The 15,065-nt window shown below is 74.3% G+C and carries 14 protein-coding genes; 10 read left to right on the top strand and 4 right to left on the bottom strand.

Annotated features, from left to right (window positions below; translation table 11 throughout):
• The first annotated feature begins 80 nt into the window (after window positions 1–80).
• Complete coding sequence (locus ABGB06_RS33490) at window positions 81–665, top strand: GNAT family N-acetyltransferase (protein WP_347597193.1); 585 nt, start codon at window positions 81–83, stop codon at window positions 663–665.
• A 10-nt stretch (window positions 666–675) separates the two neighbouring features.
• On the opposite strand, the gene ABGB06_RS33485 is transcribed toward ABGB06_RS33490, so the two are convergent.
• Entirely contained in the window at window positions 676–1,413 is a 738-nt protein-coding gene (locus ABGB06_RS33485; RefSeq protein WP_347597190.1) for a methyltransferase, read from the bottom strand.
• Window positions 1,414–1,499: 86 nt separating this feature from the next.
• Between ABGB06_RS33485 and ABGB06_RS33480 the strand changes: the two genes are divergently transcribed.
• The 4 genes from ABGB06_RS33480 to ABGB06_RS33465 all read left to right on the top strand — a co-directional run bounded on the left by ABGB06_RS33480 (window position 1,500) and on the right by ABGB06_RS33465 (window position 5,109).
• Window positions 1,500–2,555 (top strand): iron ABC transporter permease, encoded by a 1,056-nt coding sequence (locus ABGB06_RS33480; RefSeq protein WP_347597187.1) that lies wholly within the window; start codon window positions 1,500–1,502, stop codon window positions 2,553–2,555.
• Window positions 2,555–3,328 (top strand): ABC transporter ATP-binding protein, encoded by a 774-nt coding sequence (locus ABGB06_RS33475; RefSeq protein ID WP_347597184.1) that lies wholly within the window; start codon window positions 2,555–2,557, stop codon window positions 3,326–3,328. The genes ABGB06_RS33480 and ABGB06_RS33475 overlap by 1 nt, the downstream gene beginning before the upstream one ends.
• Window positions 3,325–4,389, top strand: coding sequence for an ABC transporter substrate-binding protein (locus ABGB06_RS33470; protein WP_347597181.1), 1,065 nt, complete (start codon window positions 3,325–3,327; stop codon window positions 4,387–4,389). The genes ABGB06_RS33475 and ABGB06_RS33470 overlap by 4 nt, the downstream gene beginning before the upstream one ends.
• A 105-nt stretch (window positions 4,390–4,494) precedes the next feature.
• On the top strand, window positions 4,495–5,109 hold the full coding sequence (locus tag ABGB06_RS33465; protein WP_347597178.1) for a dihydrofolate reductase family protein: 615 nt from the start codon (window positions 4,495–4,497) through the stop codon (window positions 5,107–5,109).
• Between the two features lie 32 nt (window positions 5,110–5,141).
• On the opposite strand, the gene ABGB06_RS33460 is transcribed toward ABGB06_RS33465, so the two are convergent.
• Entirely contained in the window at window positions 5,142–5,744 is a 603-nt protein-coding gene (locus ABGB06_RS33460; RefSeq protein WP_347597176.1) for a class I SAM-dependent methyltransferase, read from the bottom strand.
• A 257-nt stretch (window positions 5,745–6,001) separates the two neighbouring features.
• Here ABGB06_RS33460 and ABGB06_RS33455 point away from each other — a divergent pair, with 257 nt between their 5' ends.
• The 3 genes from ABGB06_RS33455 to ABGB06_RS33445 all read left to right on the top strand — a co-directional run bounded on the left by ABGB06_RS33455 (window position 6,002) and on the right by ABGB06_RS33445 (window position 9,789).
• Window positions 6,002–6,469 (top strand): (2Fe-2S)-binding protein, encoded by a 468-nt coding sequence (locus ABGB06_RS33455; protein ID WP_347597346.1) that lies wholly within the window; start codon window positions 6,002–6,004, stop codon window positions 6,467–6,469.
• Window positions 6,470–6,482: 13 nt separating this feature from the next.
• Window positions 6,483–7,475 (top strand): xanthine dehydrogenase family protein subunit M, encoded by a 993-nt coding sequence (locus ABGB06_RS33450; protein WP_347597173.1) that lies wholly within the window; start codon window positions 6,483–6,485, stop codon window positions 7,473–7,475.
• Between the two features lie 64 nt (window positions 7,476–7,539).
• Window positions 7,540–9,789 carry a xanthine dehydrogenase family protein molybdopterin-binding subunit gene (locus ABGB06_RS33445; RefSeq protein WP_347597170.1) on the top strand — a complete coding sequence of 750 codons (2,250 nt, stop codon included), beginning with the start codon at window positions 7,540–7,542 and terminating at the stop codon, window positions 9,787–9,789.
• 37 nt (window positions 9,790–9,826) lie between these two features.
• Here ABGB06_RS33445 and ABGB06_RS33440 read toward each other — a convergent pair whose 3' ends face one another.
• Together ABGB06_RS33440 and ABGB06_RS33435 are read right to left on the bottom strand one after the other, a co-directional pair.
• Window positions 9,827–10,732: a serine hydrolase gene (locus ABGB06_RS33440; protein WP_347597167.1), complete on the bottom strand. Its 906-nt coding sequence runs from the start codon at window positions 10,730–10,732 to the stop codon at window positions 9,827–9,829.
• Window positions 10,733–10,745: 13 nt separating this feature from the next.
• Complete coding sequence (locus tag ABGB06_RS33435) at window positions 10,746–11,729, bottom strand: LysR family transcriptional regulator (RefSeq protein WP_347597164.1); 984 nt, start codon at window positions 11,727–11,729, stop codon at window positions 10,746–10,748.
• Between the two features lie 132 nt (window positions 11,730–11,861).
• On the opposite strand from ABGB06_RS33435, the gene ABGB06_RS33430 reads away from it, so the two are divergent.
• Window positions 11,862–13,778 carry a penicillin-binding transpeptidase domain-containing protein gene (locus ABGB06_RS33430; protein WP_347597161.1) on the top strand — a complete coding sequence of 639 codons (1,917 nt, stop codon included), beginning with the start codon at window positions 11,862–11,864 and terminating at the stop codon, window positions 13,776–13,778.
• 141 nt (window positions 13,779–13,919) lie between these two features.
• Window positions 13,920–14,894, top strand: coding sequence for a class A beta-lactamase (bla, locus tag ABGB06_RS33425; RefSeq protein ID WP_347597158.1), 975 nt, complete (start codon window positions 13,920–13,922; stop codon window positions 14,892–14,894).
• Window positions 14,895–15,065 lie beyond the last annotated feature (171 nt).

Raw genomic sequence — 15,065 nt, 5'->3', positions numbered from 1 at the left:
CAGAGCCAGCCGCCACCGGGCACGCGCGTGTAACGTGCGGAAACAGAAATCATTTTCAACAACCCGAAGGGGGCGGACCCATGACCGACCAGCCGCGCCGGGACGTGGACCACCGCCCCGCGCCCCGACGCCTGTCGTCCTACCTCCTGCGCCCCGCGACCCCGGACGACGTCGACGGCGCGCGGAGCGTGATGCTGGACACCTTCTACCGCGAGTTCGGCTACGGCTACGCGCCGGCCTGGCACGCGGACGTCGTCGACATCGAGGGCGCCTATCTGCGGCATCCGGACCACCTGCTGCTCGTCGCCGTCCACGACGACCATGTGGTGGCGACCACCGCGGTCCACACCCGCGGCCCCGCCCACCCGCCGCATCCGAAGTGGCTCGCGGAGCGCTACGGCTCCGCGAGCACCGCCCAACTGCTGCGCGTCTACGTCCGCCCTGGGCACCGGCGCAACGGGCTGGCCCGCGCCCTGGTCGGCATGGCCGGCGAGTTCGCCGCCGCCCGGGGACGCGACCGCCTCTACCTGCACACCAACGTCCGGGTGCCCGAGGCCGAGCCGTTCTGGTCCAGCGTGGCGCGACAGGTCTTCGACGCCAGGACCACCGGCGAACACGGGCCGGGCGTGGCCACCGTCCACTACGAGATCCCCCTCCCCCGCTGAACCGCCCGGCTCAGCCCGCCGCCGGGTGGGTGAGCCGGAAGAGGTAGGTGAGCACGCCGTCCTGCCAGTCGTGGCGCCAGGCCACCTCGGGGCGGAAGCCCAGCCCCTGGGCGTGGCCGACGATGGCCCGCAGGTCGGCGGTGTTGGAGAGGATGAGGAAGACCTCGCCGTCCGGCGCGAGCAGGTGGCGCTCGGCGAGCTGGGCGAAGAACTCGGCCAGCAGCGGGGCGCCGAGGCAGACGTTGCGCACCACGTCGGGGTCGTCGCTCACCCGCCGGCTGACGGCCGGTGGGTTGAAGGTGACGACGTCGAGTCGGACGCCGTCGGGCAGGGCGTCGAACAGGTGGGAGACGCGGGGCAGGAAGGCGGTGCCGGGCCGCTCCCCCACCAGCCGCTCGTAGTGGCGGCGGGTGGTGGCCACGCTCTCCGGATGGACGTCGAGGGCGTGGATCTCGCGGGCGCCGCGCAGCCCGGCGGCGACCGCCTCGACGCCCAGTCCCACGCCCATGGCGGCGTACGCCCGGCCGCGCACCTCGATCGCGCCGTCCAGCACGCGCTGGTGGATCATCCGGCTGGTCTCCCCCGGCAGGAAGACGCCGGGCGGCAGCTCGAACGCCCAGCCGTTCCAGGTGTAGTGCCGGGTGGTGTGGAGATCGCCCCGGGGCTGGTTGAGCGCGGTGATCTGGTCCGCCGGTAGCGGCGGGGGGAGTTGGTCGGCGAGCACCGCTCCGGTCGTCGGGTGGTCCACGGGGTCTCCTCCGGGTGGTCGGATGGGTCGCGTCCGCATCATTGCAAATGATTGTCATGCTTACTAGGCTGTTGATAATGATTTTCATGAACATCGAACGGGCGCCCGCCCGCCGGGGTCTCGCCGTTCCCGTCCTGGCGCTGCTCGCCGTGCTGGTGGCCTCGACCGTGGTGGCCATCGGCCTCGGTCCTGCGGTCATCTCGCCAGCCGACACCGCCCGGTACCTGTGGGCCGCGCTCACCGGCGGCTCGCTGGCCGCCGACGAACTGACGGAGTACCAGATCATCTGGCAGGTCCGCACCCCGCGGGTGCTGCTGGCGGTGGTGGTCGGCGCCGGGCTGAGCGTGGTCGGCGTGGCCGTGCAGGCGCTGGTCCGCAACGCGCTCGCCGATCCGTTCGTGCTGGGCGTCTCCTCCGGCGCCTCGGTCGGGGCCGTCGCGGTCACCGTCTTCGGCGTGCTCGGCTCGTTCGGCGTCTACGCCCTGTCGGCCGGCGCCTTCGCCGGCGCCCTCGCCGCCTCCGCACTGGTCTACGCGGCCTCCTACAGCCGCGCCGGGCTGACCCCGTTGCGGCTGGTGCTCACCGGCATCGCGATGGCCTACGGCTTCCAGGCCCTGATGAGCCTGCTCGTCTATCTGGCGCCCGACGGCGAGGCCACCCACGCCGTGCTGTTCTGGACCCTGGGCGGGCTCGGCGCCGCCACCTGGGGTTCGCTGCCCGCCGTGGCCGCGTTGACCGCCGTCGGGATCCTGTTGCTGCACCGCCGGGCCCGCGCGCTCGACGCCATGGCGCTGGGCGACGAGACCGCGGCCAGCCTGGGCGTGGACACCGCCGCCGTGCGCCGCGCGCTGTTCGTCCTCACCTCCCTGATGACCGGCGCGATGGTCGCGGTCAGCGGGGCCATCGGCTTCGTCGGGCTCGTCCTGCCGCATCTGGTCCGCATCCTCGTGGGCGCCGGGCACGCCCGGGTGCTCGTGCTGGCGCCGCTCGTCGGCGGGATCTTCATGGTCTGGGCCGATCTGGTGGCCCGCACTCTGGCCGCGCCCCGGGAACTGCCGCTGGGCGTCGTCACCGCGCTGGTCGGCGTGCCGGTCTTCGTCGCGCTGATGCGGCGCCGGGGCTACCTGTTCGGGGGCCGTTGATGCGGCTGCGACTCGACCGCCTCGGCGTCGAGATCGACGGGCGCGCCCTGGTGCGCGATCTCGACCTCGACGTGGACTCCGGCCGGATCACCGGCCTCGTCGGCCCCAACGGCAGCGGCAAGTCCACGGCCCTGCGCTGCGTCTACCGCGCGCTGCGGCCCACCACCGGCACGGTCCGGCTCGACGATCGGGAGCTGCCGGCGTTGCCACGCCGGGAGGCCGCGCGTGCCGTCGCGGCGCTCACCCAGGAGAACGGCTCCGAGCTGGACTTCACCGTCGCGGAGATCGTCGCCCTGGGCCGGACCCCGCACCTGCGCGGCAACCAGGCCCCGAGCCGGCGGGAACGGGAGCTGTGCCGCCGGGCCATGGCTGACCTCGACGTGCTCCACCTGGCCGACCGCGGCGTGCTCACCCTCTCCGGCGGCGAACGGCAGCGCGTGCTGGCCGCCCGCGCCCTGGTGCAGGAGCCGGCCGTGCTGGTGCTGGACGAGCCCACCAACCACCTCGACATCCGGCACCAGATCGAGCTGCTGGCCCTGCTGCGCCGCACCGGCACCACGGTGTTGATCGTGCTCCACGACCTCAACCTGGCCGCCGCCGTCTGCGACCGCATCGGCGTGCTGGCCGGCGGCGCGCTGGTCGCCTCGGGAACGCCCGCGGACGTGCTCACCCCCGAGTTGGTGCGCACCGTCTTCGGCGTCGCCGCCACCGTCGTACCCCACCCCCTGACCGGCGACCCGCAACTCCTCTACTCCCTGGAAGGCCACGCATGACCGCCCCAAACCGCCCCGCCCGCCGCGCCGTCGCGAGACGCGCCGCCACGAAGCACGCCACGGCGCGAGCCACCGCCGCGTCGCTCGCCGCCGCGACCCTGCTGCTGTCCGCCTGCGGCGCGGACGTCGAGACGGACGACGCCGGCCCCGGCGCCGAGACCGTCACCGTCCCGCGCTGCGGCGAGGAGGTGGAGTACCGGCGCCCGGAGCGCGCCCTGGCCTACGAGGCCGGCAGCGCCGACAAGCTGTTCGCGCTCGGCCTGGCCGACCGCGTCCTCGGCTACGTCATGCCGCCCGCCAACCCGCCGGTCGAGGAGTCGCCGTGGGCCGACGCGTACGCCGAGGTCGAGATGCTCAGCGACGACCTGCTCAACCGGGAGCTGGTCGTGGAGGCCGAGGCGGACCTCGTCGTCGCGGGCTGGCAGTCGGGATTCAGCGAGGAGCGCGGCATCACCCCCGAGATCCTCGACGACCTCGGCATCCAGAGCTTCCTGCACAGCGAGACCTGCTACAACTACCCGGGGCATCCGGCCGGGTTCGCCTCGTTCGAGGGCCTGTACCGGGACCTGGAGCTGCTCGGCGAGATCTTCGGGGTGGAGGACCGGGCCGCCCGGGTCGTCGAGGAGCTGCGCGACCGCGTCGCGGCCGTGCGGGACCAGGCCCCGGACGGCCACCGGCCGCGCGTCTTCGTCTACGACTCCGGCACCGACCAGCCCTTCACCTCGGGGAACCAGGCGCCGCCGCACGAGGTCATCGAGATCGCCGGCGGCCGGAACGTCTTCCACGACCTCACCGACCGCTGGACCACGGTGAGCTGGGAGGCGGTCGTCGAGGCACGGCCGGAGGTCATCGTCGTCGTCGACTACGAGGACCAGCCGGTCGAGGAGAAGATCGACTTCCTCAGGTCGTCCCCGATCACCCGTGAGCTCCCGGCCGTCCGCGACGACAACTTCTACGTCCTGGACTACAACGAGGCGATCAGCGGGCCGCGCATCGTGGACGGCGCCGAGGGCTTCGGCGCCTACCTGCGCAGCGCGGACCTCGGCAGCTCCGGGTCCTGACGCCCACGGTCCCGTCCCGGTCCCCGAGCAGCCGCCGATGAGTTTCCTCGTCCACGTCGATCTGACAGGAGGAAGCGTCCACCGGCTCATTTCTGGAGAAGCACCATGCGGAAGATCATCGCCTCCCTGTTCATCGCGCTCGACGGCGTCGTGGAGGCGCCCGACCAGTGGCACTTCCCGTACTTCGACGACGACATGGGCGCGGCCGTGGGGGCGGCCCTGGGGACGACCGACACCCTGCTCTTCGGCCGCAGGACCTACGAGAGCTTCGCCGGGGCGTGGCCGGAGCGCGAGGCGGCCGGCGGCGAGGACGCGGTCTTCGCCAAGCAGCTCGGGGACATGCGGAAGATCGTCCTCTCGCGGTCCCCGCTCTCCTTCAGCTGGCGGAACTCCGAGCAGCTCTCGGGCGACTTCGTGGCGGCCGTCACGGCGTTGAAGAACGAGCCGGGCGGGACCATCGGGCTGAGCGGCTCGGTCTCGGTGGTCCGCCAGCTGCTGTCCGCAGGTCTGCTGGACGAGCTGCACCTGCTGGTGCACCCGATCGCCGTGCGCACGGGCATGCGGCTGTTCGACGAGGGCGAGCCGTCGATCCCGCTCCGGCTGGTCTCGTCCGAGGCGTTCGGCAGCGGCGTGCTGAACCTGGTCTACGCCCCGGCCGAGTCCGCCGGCACCGGCGGCTACGAGGAGGCCAGGACCCACCTGCCCCAGGACGGGGAGTAGCGGGGCGCGGCCGACCCCGGCGCCCGCCCGCCTCAGCTGGCGGGCAGGCGCGTTCCCACCACCACGCTGAGGTCGGCCGCGAGGCGCAGTTCGGCGGCGCGGAGTTCGGGGTGCTCCAGCCAGTGCATCCGAGGGCCGTCGGGCTCGCCGTGGAAAAGCGGCGGCCAGCCGCCGGCCGGGGTGAAGTCGTCGATCACCACGGTCCCACCGGGCGCGAGCAGCCGCGCGGGATCCGCGCCCTCGTCGTCCTTGGCCTGCCCCCCGCCGTCGAGCACCAGCAGGTCGTAGGGCCCGTGGTCGTCGATGAGCCGCCAGTCACCCCTGACCACCTCGACCTCGTCGCGGTCCCGAAAGACCTCGGCGGCGACGCGGGCGCGCTCCGGGTCGCGTTCAACGCTGACGAGCCGCGCGCCGGGCGGAGCGCCGGACGCCAACCAAGCCAGCCCGACCCCGCAGCCAGTTCCGGTCTCCCCGATCCGCCGCGCGGCGCCGGCGGCCAGCACCTGCAGCAGGCGCCCCTGTTCGGGCCGGCAGGAGCATCCGAAGCCGTGCCGGCGCGCCGCGCGCACCGCCCGCCGGACGAGCTCCGGCAGGCCGGCGTCGTCCCGGTACGCGTCCGTTCCCCCCTGTGACATGCCGTGATCATGACCGCGCGAGCCTCCGCCTAACCGCGCCGACCGCCGAAGAGTCGTTCTCCGGTGTCGCGCGGGGCGGCCGCGCTGGCGATTCGTCGCGTCCCGGCGTCCAGCCCCTGGCTAGACTCGCCCGCATCGCGGAAGAAAACAGACTTTTCCGACACAGCGAAGGAGGTGCGGCCGTGACGACGCACAAGCCGACGGCACCCGCCGGCGAACGGGCGGACGTTCTGCCCGAGCGCGGCCCGGGGCCCGTCGTGGTGACGCTGGCGGTCAACGACAGGGAGTACACCGTCGAGATCGAACCCCGGGTCAGCCTGCTGTCGGCCCTCCGGGACGCCTGCGGGCTCACCGGCGCCAAACGCGGCTGCGATCAGGGCACCTGCGGCGCGTGCACCGTGTGGGTCGACGACCGCCGGGTCCTGGGCTGCCTGACCCTGGCCATCGGCTGTGAGGGCCGCCCCATCCGCACCGTGGAGGGCCTGGCCGACACGGCGGCCGACGGCGAGCGACTCCATCCGATGCAGGAGGAGTTCATCCAGCACGACGCGTTCCAGTGCGGCTACTGCACCCCCGGCCAGCTGATGTCCGCCGTGGCCCTGGTGCACGAGGGCCACGCCACCGACGACGCCGAGATCGGCGAGTGGATGAGCGGCAACCTGTGTCGCTGCGCCGCCTATCCACACATCAGAGCGGCCATCCGCGACGCCAGCACCCGGATGTGAGGAGCCACCGGCCATGCGACCCATCAGCTACTCCCGACCCACCGCCGTCGCCGACGCCGTCCGGGCCGTCAGCGCCGACCCGGACAGCTCCTACCTCGCCGGCGGCACCACCGAGATCGACCTCCTGCGGCAGAACGTGCTGACGCCGCGCCGCCTCGTCGACATCAACGAGCTGCCGCTCGCCGGCATCGAGGAGACCCCCGAGGGCGGCCTCCGGATCGGCGCCCTCACCCGGATGAGCGACACAGCGGTCCACCCGCTGGTCAGGGAGCGCTTCCCGCTGGTCGCGCAGGCCCTGGAACTCGGCGCCTCACCACAGCTGCGGAACATGGCGTCCCTGGGCGGCAACCTGCTGCAGCGCGTCCGCTGCTCCTACTACCGCGACGCCCAGGCTCCCTGCAACCGGCGCGACCCCGGCACCGGCTGCTCCGCGCTGCAGGGCGTGAACCGCGGCCATGCCGTGCTCGGCACCAGCGACCACTGCATCGCCACCCACCCCTCGGACGTCGCCGTCGCCCTGACCGCCCTCGACGCCAGGATCCACACCCGCCACGAGCGCGGCAACGACTCGCACCACATCGACGACTTCTTCCGGCTGCCGGGCGACACCCCCCATATCGAGCACCCGCTGGGGCAGGGCGAGCTGATCACCGCCATCGAGATCCCCGACACGCCCACCGCCCGCACCTCCCTCTACCTCAAGGTCCGCGACCGGGAGTCCTACGAGTTCGCCCTCGCCTCCGTCGCCGCCACCCTCCTGCTGGAACGCGGCCGGATCAGCGGGGTGCGGCTCGCCCTCGGCGGCGTGGCCACCAAACCGTGGCGGGCCCGGCAGGCGGAGCAGGTCCTGCTGGGCGCCACCCCCGACCAGGACGTCTTCGCCCGGGCCGCCCGGGAGGAACTGGCCCCGGCCAGGCCGACGCCCATGAACGCCTTCAAGGTCGAACTCGCCCAGCGGACCCTCGTCCGCGCCCTGACCACCCTCACCCACCGGAACCCGTCATGACCACCAAACTCACCCAGCGGACCCTCCTCCGCACCCTGACCACCCTCACCCACCGGAACCCGTCATGACCACCGCGACCACCACGAGCGGCCCCAGCCTCGGCCGGCCGCTGCGCCGTGTCGACGGGCGGCCGAAGACCACGGGCCGCGCCCGGTACACCTCCGACGTGACGCTGCCGGGGCTGCTGCACGCCGTGCTGGTCGGCGCCCGGATCGCCGCCGGCCGGCTCACCTCGGTCGACGCCACCGAGGCGCTGGCCGCCGAGGGCGTCGTGGCCGTGTTCAGCCACGAGAACCTGCCCCGGATCGCCGCCCAACCCCCGCTGCTGCCGTCCCTCATCGGCGGCCCCGCACCGGGCGAGACGTTCTTCCCGATGCAGGACACCACCGTGCACTACCAGGGCCAGTACGTCGGGATGGTGATCGCCGACAGCTACGAGCGGGCGCTGCACGCCTCCCGGCTGATCCGCTTCGGCTACCGGGAGACCGAGGCGGTCACCGTCCTCGACCAGGTGCGGGACCGGACGTTCGAACCGGAGTCCATCTTCGGCGGCCTCGCCCCCGGCCGGATGGCCCGCGGCGACATCGCGACCGCCCTCGACCGGGCCGAGGTGACCCTCGACCTCACCTACACCCTGGGCGCCAACCACCAGAACCCGATGGAGACCTCGGCCACCACCGCGTACTGGGAGGCGGGCCGGCTGATCCTCTTCGACGGCACCCAGGGCCCGGCCGCCACCCAGCACACCGTCTCCGCGCTGCTGGGCGTCCCGCACGCCGACATCCAGGTCAACAGCCACTACGTCGGCGGCAGCTTCGGCGCCAAGGCCAGCATCTGGCACCACTCCACGCTGGCCGCCATGGCCGCCCGCGAGCTCGACCGGCCGGTGCGGCTGGCGCTGACCCGGGAGCAGATGTTCACCGGCTGCGGCCACCGCGAGGAGCAGGAGCAGCGCGTCACCCTGGGCGCCGACCGCGCGGGCCGGCTGACCGCGCTGCGGCACCACAAGCTGTCCCCGACCTCGCATTACGACGACTGGGCGGAACCGTCCCTGCAGGCGGCCGCCATGCTCTACCCCTGCGACGCCTACGAGGGCGTCTACCGGCTGGCCCGGGTCAACACCATGACGCCCACCTTCATGCGCTGCCCCGGCGAGGCGAGCGGGCTGTTCGCCCTGGAGAGCGCCATGGACGAGCTCGCCGAGCGGATCGGCGTGGACCCCCTGGAGCTGCGGCTGCGCAACTACGCGGAGACCGACCCGTTGTCCGAGAAGCCCTGGTCGAGCAAGGGTCTCCGGGAGTGCTACGAGCGCGGCGCCGAGCTGATCGACTGGCGCCGCCGGTCGCGGCCGCCGGTCAGGGACGGGCACCAGCTGATCGGCCTCGGCATGGCCACCGCCGCCTATCCGATCGTCCCGCCGGGCAGCGCCCAACGGGCCAGGGCCCGGGTCTTCGCCGACGGCAGTGCCGTGATCCAGGCCGGCACCAGCGAGTTCGGCACCGGCGCGACCACGGCGATGGCGCAGGTGGCCGCCGACGCCCTGGGGCTGCCGGTGGAGCGGGTCCGGTTCGAGGGCGGCGACACCGACCAGCCGAACACCTCCTCGTCCGTCGGCTCCATGGGCGCCGCCTACACCGGGTCCGCCGTCCACAACGCCGCCGTCGCGCTGCGCGACCAGCTGATCGCCCGGGCCGTCGCCGACGCCGACTCGCCGCTGCACGGCGCCGCGCCCGACGACGTGGTGGCCGCCGGCGGCCGGCTGTCCCTGCGCGACCGTCCCGAGGCCTTCGACAGCTACGCCCAACTGCTGGGCCGCGCCCACCAGCCGGACGCCGAGGCGCCGGGATCGTGGGGTCCGGTCACCCAGGACTCGCCGTACGCGATGCTCACCTTCGGCGCCCACTTCGCCGAGGTCGCCGTGGACGCGGACCTCGGGCTGATCAGGGCGCGCCGGCTCGTGGGGGTCTTCGCCCCGGGCCGGGTGCTCAACGCGCGGACCGCGCAGAGCCAGCTGATGGGCGGGATGCTCTGGGGGATGGGGCAGGCGCTGCTGGAACGCACCTACATGGACAGCACGGCGGGACGCTGGGCCAACGTGAGCCTCGGCGACTACCTGGTGCCGGTCAACGCCGACACCCCGAGGGTGGACGTCGAGCTGGTGGAGGTGACGGACACCGAGGTGAACCCGCTGGGCGTCAAGGGCGTCGGCGAGATCGGCCAGGCCGGCACCGCGGCCGCCATCGCCAACGCCGTCCACCACGCCACGGGCCGCCGCGTCCGGCACCTCCCCATCACCCTGGAGGACATGCTGTAGCGGCCGGCGCGGCTCCCGGCAACCATCCGGGGCCGGATCAGGCGGCGCGGAGGTGGTCGCGGAGGCGACGGGCGACGTGGCCCATCAGGGCCTCGGCGGCGGGTTGGTTCCCCGCCGCCACCCGCGACTCGGTGAGCACCGCCACCGCGTACGCCTGGCCGTCGGCGTGCTCGACCACGCCGGCCTCGTGGCGCAGGTTGAGCAGCGTGCCGGTCTTGGACGCCCAGGTGGAGGCGTCCGAGACGAAGTCGGGGGCGAGGCGGTGGCGCATCAGGTTGCTCGCCATCAGGGCGCGCAGGCGTTCGGCGACGTCCGGGTGGATCCGCGAGGACTCGCTCCACAGGGCCTGCAGCAGGTCGACGAAGGAGCGCGCCGTGCCGGTGTTGGCGCGGGACACGTCCAGCTGCGGGACCAGATGCCCGCGCCCCGCGGTGCCCGCGTCGATCGCGAGGGCATGGGCGAGGTGCACCTCCGCCCGGTCGAAACGCTCCACCGGGGTGTCGGTCAACTCCCCCAGGGTGTGCCGGACCGTGATGCCGCGCAGCCCGAGTCGCTGCAGGATCGCCGCCACCTCGGCGGGCGGGGTGAGCCGGAACAGCTCGTCGGCGGCGACGCTGTCGCTGATCGAGACGCTGAGGTAGAGCAGGTCGTCCACGGCGACGCGGGCGGGATGGCGGAACCGGCTCAGCCCGGTCGGCCCCGGGGTGGTGACCCGCCCGGGCGCCACGTCCAGCAGGGTGGCGCCGTCGAGTTCGCCGCGCCGGATGCGGTCCAGCGTGGCGAGGGCGAGCGGGACCTTCACCAGGGAGGAGAGGGGGAACTCCAGGTCGGGGTCGATGCCGAGCTCCTCCCCCGTGTCCAGGTCGCGGACGAGGAACGAGCCGCGCAGCCCGCCGTCGCGCAGCGCCCCCCGCAGCTCGCTCAGCAGTGTTTCGGCTTTCACGATGTTCCGGCTTTCACGATTCCGCTCCGACGTTCGGTCGGGCGTCCGGGTCGGCGGCCGTCCCCGTGCCGGCCGACCCGGTGCCCGCGCGGGCCCCGAGGCACCGGGCTATGTCGTCCGCGCAGCGCTCCCTGACCCGGGCGGCGTCGGCGTCCGCGTCGTCGGCCGCGACCAGGTCGTAGCCCCGGGCCAGGTCGGCGCCGAGCTCGCCCACCGGCCGCCAGTCCAGGCGCAGGTCCCGCGCCTGGGCGGGCGAGCACAGCAGCGCGTCGCCCCGGCTCAGCACGTCCCCCGCGGCGGTCGCCAGGTCGGCGACGACGGCGAGTTGCGCGGGGCGCAGCCCCACGGCGTCGCGCAACCGGGCCAGCCGGTCCCGCACGTGGGGCACGTCGTCCTCGCCCTGCAGCAGGACCCGCCGGGATCGCTGTTCGCGGTCGGCCCGGCCCGGGCGCAACGTGTCCAGGTAGATCGGCGCTCCCCCGGGCGTCGTCCGGTGGCGTCCTCCGGCGGGATCGCCGGCGACGGCCAGGCCGAGCGGCACCGTCCAGGCGGCCTCGGCGGGCGGCAGCGCCAGCAGCGCGGCCCGCACCTGCTGGGATCTGACGAGGTCGGCCCGCTCGGCCGGCGGACCGGGGCGCGGGTCGAGGCGGATGCCGTGGCCGTGCGCCTCGGCGATGAGGCGGGCCAGGGCGCCGGTGGGGCAGGTGGCGGGGACGGCGAGGCGCAGCGGCCGGTGCCGCGCGGCCTCGGCCTCGTGCTCCAGGCGGTCGGCCAGCGCCACCAGGTCCCGCGCCAGCGGAAGCATGTCCCGGCCGAACGGGGTGAGGGTCGCCGGGCGCGAGGAGCGTTCCAGCAGGCGCTCGCCGAGGTGCCGCTCCAGTGCGGAGACCCGGCGGCTCGCGACGGACTGGGCCATCCGGGCCGCCGCCGCGCCCACCGTGAAGCTGCCGCGCTCGCTCACGTTGACGAACGCCCGGCAGGCCGCAACCAGATCCACGGACCCCACTATGCCAAACCGGCATGGAAGCGCGCTCAGGTGGCTTGGACTCCCGGGGCGCGTGGGCCGGAGGGTGAGCGCCACCGGGAGATCTCCCGGCAGGTTTTCTCGGATTCGATCGGGAGGGATTCCATGACGCGTCATGCTCGGATGCGGGGAGGCGCCCGCGCGGCCGGCGTTCTCGCGCTGGTGCTGCTCGTGCTCGCGGTGGCCGTGGCGCTGGTGCGCGGCGAGGACGGCGGCGACGGCGGGGACGGGGCCGCCGACGAGGCGCGGGCCGGGGCCCGGCGCTTCCTGGACGCCTGGGCGGCCGGCGACCTCACGGAGGCGGCCGGGCTCACGGACGATCCGGGGGCGGCGCGTTCGCTGCTGGAGTCGGTGCGGGACAATCTGCGTGCCGAACGCGTCGAGTTCGCCCTGACCGGCGAGCCCGCGCGGCCGGCGGACGCCGCTGCCGGGCCGGCCGCCGACGAGGACGCGCTGGCCGTGCCGTTCACGGCGACCCACACGTTGCCGGGCGTCGGCGCGTGGTCGTACGACGCGACGGCGCTGATGCTGCCGAGTCGCGAGGGCGGCGACGGCTGGCGGGTGGCCTGGGAGTCGGCGGTGGTGCACCCGCGGCTGGCCGAGGGGCAGACGCTGGTGCTGACCCGGGGCGAGCCGGAGCGGGCGCCGATACTCGCCGCGGACGGCAGCCAGGTGGCCGGCCCGTCGCCGGTCTGGGACGTCGCCGTCTGGCCGGCCCGGTTGACAGAGCCGGACGCGGCCTGGGCGGCCCTGGACGGACTGGACGTCGGGATCGACACCGACGCCCTGGCCGACCGGGTGGCGGCTGCGGACCCCGACCAGTCCGTGCCGGTGGTGACGCTGCGGGACGCCGTCTTCCAGGAGCACGCCGGCGCGCTGCGGGCCGTGCCGGGTCTGCAGTTCGCCGAGGACACCCGCACGCTCGCGCACGCCGCTCGGGCCGTGGTCGGCACCGTCGACCCGGAGACCGGCGCGGGCGTCTCGGGGTTGCAGGAGCGGTACGACGACCAGCTGGCCGGCGCCGTCTCGGCGGCCGTGGTGATCGCGGACCGGGATTCGGGCGAGGCGGTGGACACCCTCTACCAGCAGGAGAGCTCGGCCCCCGGCAGCCCGGTGGAGACGACCCTCGACCCGGAGGTGCAGGCGGCCGCCGAGGCGGCGTTGGAGAGCGCGGGGCGGGAGGCGGCGATCGTGGCGGTCGAGCCGTCGACCGGCCACGTGCTGGCCGCCGCGGACTGGCCGGTGGACGGGTTCCCCCGGTCGCTCCAGGGGCAGCTGGCTCCAGGATCCACGTTCAAGGTGGTGACCGCGGCGGCCCTGCTGGAGGGCGGCACGACGCCGGACGACGTCCTCGGCTGCCCGCGCACGGTCACGGTGGACGGGCAGTCCTTCGAGAACCAGGACGAGTTCGCGCTGGGCCCGGACACCACGCTGCACGAGGCGTTCACCGCCTCCTGCAACACCGCGCTGATCGACCACCTCGAGCTCTTCGAGGACGACACCCCGCACCGCACCGCCGAGGCGTTCGGCATCGGCGCCGAATGGACGGTCGGCGCCAGCACGTTCGACGGCGGCGTGCCCGTCGCGGAGAGCGACAACGAGCTGGCCGCCTCGCTGATCGGCCAGGCCCGGGTGCAGGCCAGCCCGCTGGTGATGGCGTCGATCGCCGCGACCGTCGCCGAGGGCGCCTTCCGGCAGCCGGTGCTGGTGCCCGCCGCCGTCGACGAGCCGCACCACGCGGCGTCGGAGCTCGAACCGGGGACGTTCGAGGCGCTGCGGACGATGATGCGGGACACCGTCACCGAGGGGTCGGCCGCCGTCCTGGCGGGCGTTCCCGGCGAGCCGCACGCCAAGACCGGCACCGCCGAGTTCCAGACGGAGGAGGGCGAGCTCTCCACCAACGCCTGGTTGATCGGCTACCTCGGCGACGCGGACCTGGCGTTCGCCGTGGTGCTGGAGGACGGCGGCTCCGGGGGCAGCGATGCCGGGCCGGTCGCCGCCGACTTCCTGAACGCGCTGTGAGCACGGCCCATCGCGGGCCGGCGCGGTCATGCCAAAACGGCATGGGCGCGGGCGCCCGCGTCCGATCGGGGCCCGGGGGCGCGGAACTCCGCGGCGCGGCCCCGTCGTACAGGTGAGACGAGAGACCCGGAGGTTCCTGCCATGACGTACCCGTTCCGCCCGCGCCGGGGCGTCGCCCGCGCGGCCGGCTTCCTCGCGCTCGTCGCGCTCGTCGTGCTCACGGCGTGCGGCGGCCCTGGCTCCGACGAGTCCGGGGCGAGCGCCGAATCGCCGGCGCCGGCGGAGTCACCGACGGACGCCGAGTCACCGGCGTCCACGGAGTCCGCGGAGTCGACGGACCGGGCGTTCCGGGAGCTGGAGCGGGAGTTCGACGCGCGACTCGGCGTCTACGCCCTGGACACCGGCTCCGGACGGGAGATCGCCCACCGGGCGGACGAACGGTTCGCCTACGCGTCCACGTTCAAGGCGCTGGCGGTGGGCGCGCTGCTCCGGGAGCGCGGACTGGAAGGGCTCGACGAGGTGGTCGGCTACTCCGCCGCCGACGTCCTCGCCAACTCGCCCGTCACCGAGGACTTCGTGGAGACCGGGATGAGCCTGCGCGAGCTGTGCGCCGCCACCCTCTGGTACAGCGACAACACGGCGGCGAACCTGCTCCTCGAGGAGCTCGGCGGTCCCGAGGGACTGGAGTCGGTGCTGGCGGAGCTCGGCGACGACGTCATCGAGATGGACCGGGACGAGCCCGAGCTGAGCGAGGGGGCACCGGGCGACACCAGGGACACCAGCACGCCGCGGGCGATGGTCGGAAGCCTGCGAACGTTCCTGCTCGGCAACGCCCTGGAACGGGACGAACGCGAGCTGTTGCGCACCTGGATGGAGACGAACACCACCGGCGAGACCCTGGTCAGGGCCGGCCTCCCGGACGGCTGGACGGTGGCCGACAAGAGCGGCACCGCCGGGTACGGCGGCCGCAACAACATCGCCGTGGTGTGGCCGGACGACGGCGGCGACCCAATCGTCATGGCGGTGCTGTCCAGCCGCGACCAGGCGGGCGCCGAACGCGACGACGCGCTGATCGCCGAGGCCGCCACCGTGATCGCGGCCGGCCTCGGGCGTTAGCGCCGGGTCCGTCCATCCGCACGTGCCGACCACGGTCCGCCCGCGCCGGCGCGCGTACCCGCCACGGGCCGTCCCCCGTCGCCCGCCCGGCCGGGCGCGGGCCGGACGCCGGCCGAACGAGGGGGTCGTGACCCGGCCGCGAGCCTTTCCGGGCGGCGGTCCGTGGGGAAG

The organism is Streptomyces sp. B6B3 (genome assembly GCF_039871525.1).
GTDB lineage: Bacteria > Actinomycetota > Actinomycetes > Streptomycetales > Streptomycetaceae > Streptomyces.
The sequence above is the reverse complement of the archived record's forward strand: the minus strand, read 5'-3'. Positions and strand labels throughout refer to the sequence as shown.